The organism is Cobetia sp. 29-18-1, assembly GCF_029846405.1.
GTDB classification, from domain to species: Bacteria; Pseudomonadota; Gammaproteobacteria; order Pseudomonadales; family Halomonadaceae; genus Cobetia; species Cobetia amphilecti.
In genome coordinates this window covers 1-13,160 of the sequence record NZ_JARWKS010000005.1, presented here as the reverse complement: position 1 = coordinate 13,160, position 13,160 = coordinate 1, and the positions used below count along the sequence as shown (strand labels likewise).

At 64.1% G+C, this 13,160-nt stretch carries 10 protein-coding genes and 1 pseudogene; 4 read left to right on the top strand and 7 right to left on the bottom strand.

Annotated elements, in window-relative coordinates:
* Positions 1 to 229 precede the first annotated feature (229 nt).
* The 4 genes from QD208_RS05175 to pepN all read left to right on the top strand — a co-directional run bounded on the left by QD208_RS05175 (position 230) and on the right by pepN (position 5,843).
* Positions 230 to 1,072: a S1-like domain-containing RNA-binding protein gene (locus QD208_RS05175; RefSeq protein WP_175089419.1), complete on the top strand. Its 843-nt coding sequence runs from the start codon at positions 230 to 232 to the stop codon at positions 1,070 to 1,072.
* 167 nt (positions 1,073 to 1,239) lie between these two features.
* A complete protein-coding gene (locus QD208_RS05170) occupies positions 1,240 to 2,451 on the top strand; it encodes a glycerate kinase (protein WP_279836005.1) in 1,212 nt (403 codons plus the stop codon).
* Positions 2,452 to 2,666: 215 nt separating this feature from the next.
* Entirely contained in the window at positions 2,667 to 3,092 is a 426-nt protein-coding gene (locus QD208_RS05165; RefSeq protein WP_225996323.1) for a YbaN family protein, read from the top strand.
* A 99-nt stretch (positions 3,093 to 3,191) separates the two neighbouring features.
* Entirely contained in the window at positions 3,192 to 5,843 is a 2,652-nt protein-coding gene (pepN, locus tag QD208_RS05160) for an aminopeptidase N (RefSeq protein ID WP_279836003.1), read from the top strand.
* A 155-nt stretch (positions 5,844 to 5,998) separates the two neighbouring features.
* Here pepN and QD208_RS05155 read toward each other — a convergent pair whose 3' ends face one another.
* The 7 genes and pseudogenes from QD208_RS05155 to QD208_RS05125 form a co-directional block, all read right to left on the bottom strand.
* Positions 5,999 to 6,286 (bottom strand): hypothetical protein, encoded by a 288-nt coding sequence (locus QD208_RS05155; protein WP_279836001.1) that lies wholly within the window; start codon positions 6,284 to 6,286, stop codon positions 5,999 to 6,001.
* Positions 6,287 to 6,347: 61 nt separating this feature from the next.
* Entirely contained in the window at positions 6,348 to 8,555 is a 2,208-nt protein-coding gene (locus tag QD208_RS05150) for an EAL domain-containing protein (protein WP_279835999.1), read from the bottom strand.
* Positions 8,556 to 8,810: 255 nt separating this feature from the next.
* Positions 8,811 to 9,446 carry an endonuclease III gene (gene nth, locus QD208_RS05145; RefSeq protein WP_043334098.1) on the bottom strand — a complete coding sequence of 212 codons (636 nt, stop codon included), beginning with the start codon at positions 9,444 to 9,446 and terminating at the stop codon, positions 8,811 to 8,813.
* 90 nt (positions 9,447 to 9,536) lie between these two features.
* Positions 9,537 to 10,247 (bottom strand): electron transport complex subunit E, encoded by a 711-nt coding sequence (locus tag QD208_RS05140; protein ID WP_175089428.1) that lies wholly within the window; start codon positions 10,245 to 10,247, stop codon positions 9,537 to 9,539.
* Entirely contained in the window at positions 10,240 to 11,019 is a 780-nt protein-coding gene (gene rsxG, locus QD208_RS05135; RefSeq protein ID WP_192837644.1) for an electron transport complex subunit RsxG, read from the bottom strand. The genes QD208_RS05140 and rsxG overlap by 8 nt, the downstream gene beginning before the upstream one ends.
* Positions 11,016 to 12,056: an electron transport complex subunit RsxD gene (rsxD, locus tag QD208_RS05130; protein ID WP_279835997.1), complete on the bottom strand. Its 1,041-nt coding sequence runs from the start codon at positions 12,054 to 12,056 to the stop codon at positions 11,016 to 11,018. The genes rsxG and rsxD overlap by 4 nt, the downstream gene beginning before the upstream one ends.
* Before the next feature lie 91 nt (positions 12,057 to 12,147).
* Positions 12,148 to 13,160, bottom strand: a pseudogene (locus QD208_RS05125) (hypothetical protein); the annotation flags it as partial.

The following is a 13,160-nucleotide window of genomic DNA, read 5'->3' as shown; positions in this document are numbered from 1 at the left end:
TGATTCGCTGATTTGCGGTGTCGTGAGAGTCACTGATTCGCTTGTTTTCTGGATCAACAGATTCGCTTTGAAAGCGTCATGTCTCGTCGCTGGCGCTGCGCTTGTCCAGCCCGGTGCTTCACTCGAGACGACCGGACGCGTCGCTTTCAAAGCGTTTCACCCTATTCGTACGTGATATCTGCGCCATGCGGGCCGCTTCGGCACCCGACAACGCGCAAAGAGAGGTTATATGTCTGCTCCGCTCGCTATCGGCCAGCGCAACACCCTGACGATCACCAAGCGGGTCGGCTTCGGCGTCTTCCTCGATGGTGGGGATCGCGGGGAAATCCTGCTGCCGACGCCCTTCATTCCGGCGGGGGCCGACATCGGTGACGAAGTCGAAGTCTTCGTCAGCCTGGATGATGAAGACCGCCTGCTGGCCACCACGCGCTATCCGCGTGCCATGGTCGGCGAATTCGCCGCGCTCAAGGTGGTCGAGGTCAATGACATCGGCACCTTCCTCGACAATGGCCTGGGCAAGGACCTGCTGCTGCCCTACGGCGAGCGCAAGCGTGAGCTCAAGGCCGGCCAGTTCGCCATGGTGCACGTCGGTCTCGACAAGCACAGTGACCGCATGGTCGCCTCGATGCGTCTGGATCGCTGGCTCGACAAGACTCCCGCCACCTACGCGGTGGGCCAGGAAGTCTCCGGTCTCGTTGCTGCGCGGACCGACCTGGGCATGAAGATCATCATCGACAACGCCCATTGGGGCCTGGTGCACCACGACCGTATCTTCACGCGTCTGCGCATCGGCAATCGTCTGCGTCTGTGGGTGTTGAAGAATGACGGCAACGGCAATGTCGATCTCACGCCGCAGGCACCGGGTCCGGCCGGCCATCAGCAGCTGGCGGACCGCATTCTGGCAGCGCTGGAAGCCAGTCAGGGCGTGCTGCCGCTGGGTGACAAGAGCGAACCGGAAGCCATCAGTGAAGCCTTCGGTGCCAGCAAGGCCAACTTCAAGCGCGCCATCGGTCACCTGAAGCGCGAAGGCAAGGTCACGCTGGCGCCCACCGAGACGCGTCTGGTCAAGTAAGCGCCACTGTCAGCTTGTACTGCCACTGCCACTGCCACCCTCGGGAGACCGACGGGTGGCAGTTTGCGTTTCAGGGTCCCGCATGGCACCAATGACAGCGTATCATGGGGGTATCTTGCGCTGAGTTGCCCCCATTCGCTCCTTCACCTTCGACAAGGAATGTCTGCATGACTGTCTCCGCTTCTGCTGCCTCCGCTTCTTGTGGTCCCTCAACGTCTGCTGGTTCGCCGCGTCTGTTGATTGCTCCTGACAGCTTCAAGGAAGCGCTGGCAGCCAGTGATGCCGCCGAGGCCATGGCGCGTGGTGTTCGCCGGGTACTGCCCGAGGCACAGATCGATCTCTGCCCGCTGGGGGATGGCGGTGAGGGCACGCTGGCGGCGTTGTTGGCGGCGGCCAGTGAAGCAGACCCCATCGAGGCGCGCAGCGCTCAGGTGCGTGATCCGCTCGGGCGTGACGTCACCGCCCAGTGGGGCTGGCAGCCGGGTAGCCGCACGGCCATCGTCGAGCTGGCCGAAGCCAGTGGTCTGCATCTGGTCAGCCCTGATGAGCGCGACGCGCGGGTCGCCGATACGCATGGCGTGGGCGAGCTGATCCTGGCGGCGCTGGACGCCGGTGCCGAGCGGCTGATCGTCACCCTGGGCGGCAGTGCCACCAACGATGGCGGCAGCGGCATGCTGCGTGCGCTCGGGCTGCGTCTGCTCGACGCTGACGGCAATGAGCTGGCCGCAGGCGGCGCGGCCCTCGCGCGTCTGGCGAGTCTGGACGTCAGTGCGCTGGATCCACGTCTGGCCGATCTCAAGGTGTCTGCCGCGGTCGATGTCGACAACCCTCTGTGTGGTCCGCGCGGCGCGAGCGCCGTGTTCGGCCCGCAGAAGGGCGCCGATGCCACGGTGGTCGAGGAACTGGATGCGGCGCTGGGCCACTTCGCGCGCCTGAGCGCTGAAGTGCTGGGCACAGACCAGCAGCAGTTGGCCGGTGCAGGGGCCGCAGGCGGCATGGGCTACGCGGTGGCGGCCTGGTTGAACGGCGAGTTGCGCCCGGGCATCGAGCTGGTGATGGAGCGCCTCAACGTGAGCGAACGTCTGGCGGGCTGTGATCTGCTGATCACCGGGGAAGGCGGTCTGGATGGCCAGAGCCTGGGCGGCAAGACCCCCATCGGTGCGGCGCGAGCCGCGCGAGCCGCCGGGGTGCCCGCCATCGTGTTGGCCGGTCGACTGGCCGAGGGCTGGCAAGCCGCCCATGATGAGGGGGTCAGTGCCGTCTTCACGCTGTGTGACAGCGCCATGCCGCTTGAGCAGGCGCTGGCGCGCACCTCGGAGCTGCTGGCTGACCGCTGCGAGGCCATCATGCGTCTCTGGCAGTTGGCGCAGCGCGGCTGAGCGCAGCCCGGCTGATCGCAGCCCGGCTGAGCGCCGCTAACCCACGGCCCCCATGGCGGGGGGGGCGTGGCCTTTCGCGATATCGGCAAGCCCGTTACCATGCACGCAGTTGCTATCAGGCGGATAGTCAGAAAGTACTTTTCCCATGAACGACTTGGCGTTTGACTGATAGCAGGAAGCACACGGTGTGTGACCGCAGGTGGTGAGGATTCGACATGATGATCTTTCGGCGCATGAAGCGTATCTGCTGGCTTGGCCTGGCCTGGTTGTTCTTCGGCATCGGCTTCGCTGGCATGTTTCTGCCGCTGCTGCCCACCACCGTCTTCATGCTGCTGGCGCTGGCCTGTGCCAGCCGAGGCTCACCGCGCTTTGCACGCTATATCCGTGAACATCCCCAGATCGGGCCGACGCTGGTGGCCTGGGAGCGCGAACGCGCCATTCCGCTGCGCGCGCGTATCATGGCGGTCAGCATGCTGGCCGTCTCGATGCTGATCATCCTGTTCACCGTCTCAGTGCTGGCCGTCAAGGTCTCGCTGCTGGTCTTCCTGTCGCTGCTGGCACTCTGGCTGGCCACGCGCCCGGAGCCCAAGGGCGAGGGGGCGAACCTTGCCGTCAGTGGCGAATCCCTTCCGCGCGAATGAGCGCTTCATCGCGGGCAGGTGAGGTGTCTGCTCCCTCGCTGTCCGCTGTCTTCCTGCCGTGAGGAGTCACCTCCCGCGGCGCTGATTGCGGAGTCTTTGATGTCACAACCTGCAGCGATTCATCTTGCCGATTATCAGGCACCCGCCTGGCGTGTGCTGGACACCCGCCTGACGTTTGATCTGGCACCGTCCGCGACCCGTGTGACGACCGTGCTGACCCTCGAGGCCAATCCCGATGCCGCCGTGGGCAGTGATGCCACGCCGCCGCTGGTGCTCAATGGCGAGCATCTGACGCTTGAGTCCGTGCGTGTCGATGGGCGAGCGCTGGCCAGTGATGAATACAAGCTCGACGAGACTCACCTGACCTTGGCCGGCCTGCCGGCCAACTGTGAGCTCGAGACGGTGGTGGTGATCGACCCGGCCGCGAATACCGCGCTGGAAGGCCTCTACGTGTCCTCAGGCATGTTCTGCACCCAGTGCGAGGCCGAAGGCTTCCGTCGCATCACCTACTACCCGGACCGCCCGGACGTGATGTCGGTGTTCACCACCACCATCATCGCCGACAAGGACAGCTACCCGATTCTGCTCTCCAACGGCAATCCCGTCGAGCGTGGCGAGCGCGAGGGTGGTCGTCACTTCGTCACCTGGCAGGACCCGCATCCCAAGCCGTGCTATCTGTTCGCGCTGGTGGCGGGGGACCTGGTCAAGCATGACGACAGCTTCACCACCATGAGTGGCCGTGACGTCGCTCTGGAAATCTGGGTCGAGCCGGAAAATCTCGACAAGACCCAGCACGCCATGAACTCCCTCAAGGCCTCCATGAAGTGGGACGAGGAAGTCTACGGTCGCGAATATGACCTCGACATCTTCATGATCGTCGCGGTCAACGACTTCAACATGGGCGCGATGGAGAACAAGGGCCTCAACATCTTCAACAGCGCCTGCGTGCTGGCCAACCCCGATACCACCACCGACGCCGCCTTCCAGCGCGTCGAAGGGGTGGTCGCACATGAGTACTTCCACAACTGGTCGGGCAACCGCGTCACCTGCCGGGACTGGTTCCAGCTGTCCCTGAAGGAAGGCTTCACCGTCTATCGCGACCAGACCTTCTCCGCCGACATGAACTCGGCGCCGGTCAAGCGTATCGAAGACGTCGCCATGCTGCGTACCGCGCAGTTCGCCGAAGATGCCGGCCCCACCGCACACCCGGTACGCCCGGCGTCCTATATCGAGATTTCCAACTTCTACACCCTGACCATCTACGAGAAGGGTTCCGAAGTGGTGCGCATGGTCGCCAATCTGCTCGGGGAAGAAGCCTTCCGCCGTGGCAGTGACCTCTACTTCGCGCGCAACGATGGCAGCGCCGCCACCATCGAGGACTTCATCAGCGCGATGAGCGAAGCCTCCGGTCGCGACTTCAGCCAGTTCATGCGCTGGTACTCCCAGGCCGGAACGCCGAACATCGCCGCCAGTGGCACCTTCGATGCCCAGGCAGGCACCTATTCCCTCACGCTGCGTCAGTCCACGCCGCCGTCACCGGGGCAGGCGGAGAAGCTGCCGCTGGTGATCCCGGTGCGCATGGGGCTGGTCGGGGCCGACGGCAGCGATCTGACGCTGACCCTCGACGGCGAAGCGCTGGGCACGGAAACCGTGCTGGAGCTGACCGAAGCCGAGCAGACCTTCGTCTTCACCGGCCTTGCCGGCGATGCCGAGCCGGTGCCGTCGCTGCTGCGTGGCTTCTCGGCGCCGGTCAAGCTGGCCTTTGACTACAGTCGCGAGCAACTGGCCTTCCTGATGCAGCACGACAGCGATGGCTTCAACCGCTGGGATGCCGGTCAGCGTCTGGCCATGGCAGCGCTTGAAGACCTGATGGCGGCCTGGCAGCGTGGCGAGCAGGAGGCCCAGCTGGATGAGCGCCTGCTGGCCGCCTATCGCTTCCTGCTCCAGAGCGAAGCTTCCGATCGTGCGGTGCTGGCCGAGATGCTGACGCTGCCCTCGGAGGCCTATATCGCCGAGCAGCAGAGTGTCGTCGATGTCGATGCCATCCACTGGGCGCGCAAGACCGCCAAGGCACAGCTGGCCAGTGCGCTGCGCGATGATTTCGTGGCGCTCTATCACGCCAATGCGCAGCAGGGCGACTACGCGCCGACCTTCGAGCAGATGGCGCGTCGCAGCCTCAAGAATGCCGCGCTCAGCTATCTGATGAGCATCGAGGACGAGGAGGGCGTGCGCCTGGCCCAGGCCCAGCTGGCGGCGGCCCACAACATGACCGACGTGCGTGCCGCGCTGACGATGCTGGTGCACTCTTCACGCACCGATCTGGGTGACCCGGCGCTCAAGTCCTTCGCCGAGCGCTGGTCGCATGATCCGCTGGTGATGGACCAGTGGTTCTCGATCCAGGTCACGCGTCCGCAGGCCGATGTGTTGGACCGCGTGCGCTTCCTGATGGAGCACCCGGCCTTCTCGTTGACCAACCCCAACAAGGTGCGTGCCTTGATCGGCGCCTTCGCCGGCCAGAACCGCGTCAACTTCCACCGTCTCGACGGCGAAGGCTATCGTCTGCTGGCGGATGTGGTCATCGAGCTCAATCGTCTGAATCCGGAAATCGCGGCGCGCATCATCACGCCGCTGACGCGTTACAAGCGTTTCGATGCCAAGCGTCAGGACTTGATGAAGGCAGAGCTTGAGCGTATCCGTGGCGAGCAGCTCTCGAACAACCTGTATGAAGTCGTGGAGAAGGCACTGGCCTGATCCTCTGAGCTGACCCTTGAAGACGGACGGCAGTCATCGCGCGATGCGGTGACTGCCGCCGACATGAAAAAGCCCCTGCCAATCGGCAGGGGCTTTTTCATGTCACGAGCCTGGCGCAAGTCCCGTCAGGGCATCGCCTGCACGGTCATCGCGCGTCAGGCAATCATCCAACCCAGGAAGGTCAGGCCGATGAAGGTCATCAATAGCCCGCCGATGATGGAGCCTCTCAACAGTGACGTGATGCCCTTGAAGAGCAGGTAAAGTCCCAGAATCAATCCCAGCAGGCTGAACAGCGAAGTGCCGAGCCCCAGCTCACCAGTGAGGCCATTGAAGAATCCCGATAGGGCATCATCGAAGTTGGCGAAGAAACCGCCCAGACCTTCGACGATGAAGCGAATGGCGGCACCCAGTTGCGTGCCGATCCAGTTGAAGAAGTCTTCCATAACGCATGATGTCCAGACAGAAAAGAGGCCCCAGTGTGCCATGAAAGACGCGGATGCGCTGTCATCCGAGCTGATACTTGGCGGTGAATGCCTCGACCGCCATCGGCTTGTCCATCAGATAGCCCTGCAGGGCATCACAACCCATCTCCAGCAGCAGTTCGCGCTGCCTGGGGGTCTCGACGCCTTCCGCCACCACGCACATGCCCAGCTCACGCCCCAGCTGCACCATGAAGTTCACCATGCGGCGGTTCATCTCGTCGTTCTCGAGATCATTGACGAAGCTGCGGTCGACCTTGAGCTCATCGAAGGGCAGGTGCTTGATGTAGGTCAGGGAGGAGAAGCCGGTGCCGAAATCATCCAGTGACAGACGCAGGCCCAGCGAGCGCAGTTCGTGCATGCGTGCCACCGTGGCGGGCATGTCGGTGGCGAAGACGTTTTCGGTCAGCTCCAGCTGCAGATATTGCGGGTCAAGCGTGTGCTGGCTGAGTGCCTTGGCGACATTGCCGACGTAGTGAGGGGAGTCCAGCTGCTTGACGCTGACATTGACCGACAGATAGATCCTGGCGAAGGCGGTGCCTTTCTGCCAGTCCTCCAGCAGCTTGCAGGCCTGCTCCAGCACCCAGTCGCCGAGGCTGTCGATCAGCTGGCTCTTCTCGGCCAGCGGAATGAATTCATAGGGCGAGATATTGCCGAGCTTGGCGTGTCGCCAGCGCAGCAGGCACTCGGCGCCGACCAGCTTGAGTCCCCGATCGAATTGCGGCTGCAGTTCCACGTAGAGCTCTTCATTCTCGATGGCGCAGCGCAGGTCATTTTCCAGCTGCACGGCGCGCTCAAGCTCCACGCGCATGCTGGGATCAAAGCGGACGGTCTGATTGCGCCCGGCCTCCTTGGCGCGATACATCGCGATATCCGCGCGCCGGATGAGCTCCTCCGCACTCAGATGGCGATCATGGAACATGATGCTGCCCAGGCTCGCCGAGCTGTGATGTTGCAGCGGCTGCGACTGTGGGCCCAAGAGCGAATACGGCTGGTTGAGCGCCTGCTGCAGGCGCTCCATCAGCTCATCCAGTTCGCGACAGGCAGTCTGTGGATCATGGCTCAGGGGCTGTACCAGGATGACGAACTCGTCCCCGCCGAAGCGCGCCACCAGGTCGCTGTCACGCACCGTGGAGCTCAGGCGATGGGCCACCTCGATCAACAGATGGTCGCCGGTGGTATGCCCCAGCAGGTCGTTGATCTTCTTGAAGTGGTCCAGATCGATGAAGATGAGCGCGCCGTGGGTGTCACGGGCGTCGGTGATGATGATCGCCTGCTGCAGGCTGTCGATCAGGGTGGCTCGGTTGGCCAGCTTGGTCAGTGAGTCGAAGCGACTGTGCTGGTGCAGCAGGGCCTCTGATTCGACGATACGCGTGATATCGGTGATCGAGCCGATCATGCGTAGCGGATTGCCTTCGCTGTCACGCTCGATGACATCGCCCTTGTCGATCACCCAGACCACGTCGCCACCGCGGGTCAGCATGCGGTGGCGGTGGTAGTAGGCCGTCTTGCCCGCCATGCAGTCCTGGATGGCGATCATCGTCTCGGGCTTGTCTTCGGGGTGCAGCAGGCTTGCGAATTCTTCCAGGCTGTTGCTGAGCTCGCTCTCCGGGATGCCCAGAATCTGTGACCAGCGGCGATTGTGCGTCACGGAACTGGTCAGGATGTTCCAGTCCCAGAAGCCTTCCAGCGAGGTGTCATAGATGTGGTCGATCTGGCGGGTCTTGCGCTCATGCTCACGGACTTCGGTGGTGATGTTGTGCGCCAGAACGGCGACCAGCGGCTGGCCGTGAATGTCATGGAAGGGCTGCTTGATGGAGCGGAAATGGTTGACCTCACCGGTGGTGCCGTCGGTGGCATCCTCGAAGACCGTCTCGCGCTCGAATCTGCTGAGCACCTGCTCCACGCTGCGCCTGAAGAAGTGGCTCTGCTCGGTATTGCCGGTGTAATGGCTGTCATCGCGCCCGATGATGTCTTCGCGCGAGGTGCCATAGAACTCGGTCAGAGAGCGATTGGCGTAGCGAAACAGCCCCTTGGCATCCTTGATGAACAGGATGTCGGGATGAGAGTCGACCAGGGTGCGCAGCAGGTGGTTCTCGGCTTCCAGTGCCTCGAGACGTGACGACATCTCCTGCAGGCGCGAGTGCAGGCAGCTGTCATCAGGCTGGCGGGAATCGTCGGAGCCTTCTGGGCGAGGAGAGCGGCGATCCCCGGCATCGGAAGGGGCGGTCATGGCAGGTTCCTGAGGCGACGGTCTGTGCGCTCAGTCTACGTGGCCGCTCGGTTGAATAGGCGGGGAGGCGGGGTTCATGCTCAATCAACGATCATGCATGCAGGCCACGCTGCAGGCCACGCTGCAGGCCACGCAAGCAGTTCACGCAGGAACGGGGCTTTCGCCAGGCGTCTGGTGATCAAATCCCAGTCATCAAGCCCCAGTCATCCAGCCCCTGATCATGAAGACGTCATCAAATCCTCGTGCCTTGTGGCGTTACAGGTCGACCTTGTCCTTGTACTCGCAGAGATCTTCGATGATGCAGCTGCCGCAGCGCGGCTTGCGTGCCACGCAGGTGTAGCGGCCATGCAGGATCAGCCAATGGTGGGCATCGACCAGAAACTCCTTGGGCACATGGCGCATCAGCTTGTGCTCGACTTCCAGCACGTTCTTGCCCGGGGCGATGCGGGTGCGGTTGGAGACGCGGAAGATATGCGTGTCCACCGCCATGGTCGGCTGACCGAAGGCGGTGTTGAGCACCACGTTGGCGGTCTTGCGGCCCACGCCGGGCAGCGCTTCCAGCGCCTCGCGGGTCTGCGGCACCTCGCCACCATGCCGTTCGATCAGCATGCGGCAGGTCTTGATGACGTTCTCGGCCTTGGTGTTGAACAGGCCGATCGTCTTGATGTACTCCTTCAGGCCCTCGACACCCAGCGCGAGGATGCTCTCCGGCGTATTGGCGACCGGATACAGCTTCGCCGTGGCCTTGTTGACGCCCACATCCGTCGCCTGTGCCGACAGCAGTACCGCGATCAAAAGCTCGAAGGGCGTTGACCAGGCAAGCTCGGTGCGTGGCTCAGGATTCTCGTTGCGCAGGCGGGTGAAGATCTCGAGGCGTTTCTGGGCGTTCATGATATCTCGGGTACGGCGGTAAGGGCTTGGGAGCAGGCGTCGTCGACCCAGGCTGTCAGACAGCGGGCTGACAGCCTGTGTGAGAGGGGCTCAGGAGATGGTGCCGGTCACGCGCACACGACGCGACACCTTGGGCGCATCGGCGTTGGCTGCCTTGCGGCGCTGCTCGAGACGCTCATCGATGGTCTTCTTGCCCGCGATGATCAGCCCCATGCAGAAGAAGGCGCCCGGCGGCAGCACCAGGAACAGGAAGGAGTAGTCCGGGAAGATCGTCAGCTGCCAGTCGGCGGCCATCGGCCCGACGAGCAGTTCCATGCCAGCAAACAGCGTGCCCTGGCCGAACAGCTCACGCATGGCGCCCAGCAGTACCAGCACGGCCATGAACCCCAGCCCCATCATCAGGCCATCGGTGGCCGCCGGCAGCACGGGATGCTTGGCAGCGAAGGCATCGGCACGCCCGAGAATCGCGCAGTTGGTGACGATCAGCGGAATGAAGATGCCGAGAATCTGATAGAGCTCATAGGTGTAGGCCTTCATCAGCAGCTCGGCACAGGTCACGAACGAGGCGATGATCATCACGAAGGCCGGCAGGCGCACTGCTGAAGGCACCAGATTGCGGATCAGCGACACCGCCACGTTGGAGCCGATCAACACCAGCAGCGTGGCAAGCCCCAGCCCGATAGCGTTGACGACGCTGGCGGTGACGGCCAGCAGCGGACACAGGCCCAGCAGCTGCACCAGCGCCGGGTTATTGTCCCACAGGCCGTCGCGGCTGATCTTGCCAAGCGAGATATCACTCATGAGGTTCGTCTCCGCCGTGTTCAGAAGGCGCTGATGGCGTGAGCGTGCCATCAGCGGTGGGAGCTTGCGTGTCTTGCTGGGCCTTGGCAGCGCGGCGGGTCGCGGTCAGCGTCTCGCTGTCGCCGGCCAGCAGCGCCGTGCGGTGCGCCATGAAGTAGATCAATGCCTGACGAACGGCACCCACCACGGCACGTGGGGTGATGGTTGCACCGGTGAACTGGTCGAAATCACCGCCATCCTTGTTCACCTTCCATTCCACCGAGCTGAGCGTCTGGTCATCGAATTCGTGAATCCAGTCGGACTTGCGCGCTTCGATCTTGTCGCCCAGCCCCGGGGTCTCGGCGTGCTTGACGGCGCGCACTCCTGCCACGCTGCCATCGGCACGGATACCGACCAGCAGGCGGATATCGCCACTGTAACCCTTGCCGGTCACTACCGGCAGCAGCACCGCGACAGTCTCGCCATTTCGGGTGGCGCGCCAGCCGGTATCGGCGCTCTCCAGACCCAGCACCTGGGAGGGCGGCAGGGCGAAGGCCGCGTCGAGCAGGTCATTGTCGTGCAGCGACGGCGGGATGATCTCGGCCAGCGCCGCGCTCTGGGCGGCACGCTCGTTGTCGGCGATGGTCTCGGCGGTGGTCATCTGGGTCACGGCGACGACGCCTGCGGTGACGACGGCGAAGACCGCCAGACCCAGCGCGGCCCGCGCGATGGTGTGCTTCAGACCCTGCGCGGCCTGGGCTTGCTGTTCGGGCTGATCAGGCGTCAGGCTCATGCCTTGTCCTCCAGCTTGATGCCGCGACGGGCCTTCTTGTGACCATAGCTGCGTGGCTGGGTGTAGTAATCGATGAACGGCACGCTGAAGTTCATCAGCAGCACCGCGAAGGCGATGGCGTCAGGATAGGCGCCGAAGGTGCGAATCAGGTAGATCAGCACGCCGATGCCGACGCCGTAATAGAGCTTGCCCTTGTTGGAGGTCGCCGCCGTGACGGGGTCTGTGGCGATGAAGAAGGCGCCGAAGATCGCCGCACCGCACAGCAGGTGAATCAGGGGGCTGGCGTGCTGCTCGCCATCCACGAAGGCGAAGATGGCGGAGATCGCCGCCAGGCTGCCCAGCATCGCCACCGGGATATGCCAGGTGATCAGGCGACGCGCCAGCAGCACCAGACCGCCGAGGCCCCAGGCGATGGCCGTCTGCTGCCAGGCCAGCAGGTTGGCGGCGGGCAGCAGGCTCGGGTCTGCCCAGAACTCGCTGCTGGAAAGCTCGCCCTTGTTGCGGAAGGCATCCAGCGGCGTGGCGCCGGTCAGGGCGTCTGGCGTGGCGATCACGCCGAAGAACTGCTGCAGGCTGTCAGTGAAGCCGAGTGCGAAGCCATCCGGGGATGACCAGCGCGACATCTCGACCGGGAAGGAGATCAGCAGCAGCGCGTAGGCGACCATCGCCGGGTTGAACGGATTCTGGCCCAGGCCACCGTAGAGCTGCTTGGCGACCACGATGGCCGCGATCACGCCGGTCAGTACCAGCCACCAGGGCGCCAGCGGCGGCAGCGACACCGCCAGCAGCACGCAGGTCACCAGCGCCGAATTGTCCTTGAGGAAGAAGCTGACCGGACGGCCACGCAGCTTGAGCAGCAGCGCCTCGAGGGCGACACCCGCCAGACAGGCAAAGACGAGGTTGAACAGCACACCCCAGCCATAGTGCCAGCACAGCACGGCGATACCCGGCAGCGTCGCGGCCAGCACCCAGGCCATCACGCGCGAGGTGGCGGTTGGCCCGTGGGCATGGGGGGAGCTTGCATGCATCAGGCTCATGAGACGGTCAGATCCTTGCGGTAAATGGGCAATGACACGAGGCGTGCTTCAGGATGAGTCGCCGTTGGCGCGGTAATTGGGCTCAGGTCACTCATTGGGCGTCCACCAGTGCCTGCACCTCGGCCAATGACTCGCGGGCGTGTTCCAGATTGCGGCGCGTGCGGTCGACCTTGGTCGCCAGGCGCTGACGGTTTTCGTCATCCGCTTCGCTCAATGCGGCCTCGGCCTTGCGGTGGGCCGCCTCAGCCGCCTTGACCGCGATGCTGACCTGCTTGTGACGCTTGGCGAGGTTCTCGGCGCGTGATGCCTCGATCTCGGCCTGTGAGAGCGTCACGTTGCTGGCCATGCTGCCGCGCCCGACTGAACCCGCGGCGGGCTTGGGCGCCTCGGGAATCAATTCGCCCGCGCCCTTGGCGGCAGGCGTCGCGTCAGTGCTGCCAGCTTGCGCGCTGTTGAGGCGCACTTCGGCGGCGCGCAGGTTTTCCTGGGCCGTGGCCAGCAGGGTCTGCAGGTCCTCGATATCGCCTTCGCCACTTTCGCTGGCGCGGGCCAGGGCCTTTTCGGCCTTCTTGACCGCGATATTGGCTGCGGCGCGTGCTGTCTTGAGTGCCTTGATATCGGCGCTGGGTGCCGCAGCTGCAGGCGCAGCAGCACCCGCAGAAGAGCCAGCCGCACCTGTATCAGTGGTTTGGGCAGAGCCAGCCGCAGCGCTTGCCACAGGGCCTTTATCAGTACCTTGAGCAGCGCCAGCGGCGTCGGTCGCTGCCTTGAGGTCGCCCTCAGCCTTGGCAAGGCGTGCCTTGGCCTCGGTGACGCTGGTCTCGAGGGCGGAGATGTCGCCCTCACCGCTGTCCTGGGCGGTCTTGAGGGCCTTCTCGGCCTTCTTGACGGCGATATTGGCCGCGGCACGTGCCGTCTTGAGCGCCTTGAGGTCGGCTGCCGGGGCAGCTGACTCGCTGGCCTCGCTGGCAGCCTTGAGATCGCCTTCGGCCTTGGCCAGTCGCGCCTTGGCCTCTGCCACGCTGGTCTCGAGGGCGGGAATATCGCCTTCACCGCTGTCCTGGGCGGTCTTGAGGGCCTTCTCGGCCTTCTTGACGGCGATAT

Excerpts from the sequence above, each read along its gene's own strand:
- pepN (WP_279836003.1), top strand. The coding sequence starts at position 3,192 with ATGTCACAACCTGCAGCGATTCATCTTGCCGATTATCAGGCACCCGCC.
- nth (WP_043334098.1), bottom strand. The coding sequence starts at position 9,446 with ATGAACGCCCAGAAACGCCTCGAGATCTTCACCCGCCTGCGCAACGAG.
- QD208_RS05155 (WP_279836001.1), bottom strand. The coding sequence starts at position 6,286 with ATGGAAGACTTCTTCAACTGGATCGGCACGCAACTGGGTGCCGCCATT.
- rsxG (WP_192837644.1), bottom strand. The coding sequence starts at position 11,019 with ATGAGCCTGACGCCTGATCAGCCCGAACAGCAAGCCCAGGCCGCGCAG.
- QD208_RS05175 (WP_175089419.1), top strand. The coding sequence starts at position 230 with ATGTCTGCTCCGCTCGCTATCGGCCAGCGCAACACCCTGACGATCACC.
- QD208_RS05170 (WP_279836005.1), top strand. The coding sequence starts at position 1,240 with ATGACTGTCTCCGCTTCTGCTGCCTCCGCTTCTTGTGGTCCCTCAACG.
- QD208_RS05165 (WP_225996323.1), top strand. The coding sequence starts at position 2,667 with ATGATGATCTTTCGGCGCATGAAGCGTATCTGCTGGCTTGGCCTGGCC.
- QD208_RS05150 (WP_279835999.1), bottom strand. The coding sequence starts at position 8,555 with ATGACCGCCCCTTCCGATGCCGGGGATCGCCGCTCTCCTCGCCCAGAA.
- rsxD (WP_279835997.1), bottom strand. The coding sequence starts at position 12,056 with ATGAGCCTGATGCATGCAAGCTCCCCCCATGCCCACGGGCCAACCGCC.
- QD208_RS05140 (WP_175089428.1), bottom strand. The coding sequence starts at position 10,247 with ATGAGTGATATCTCGCTTGGCAAGATCAGCCGCGACGGCCTGTGGGAC.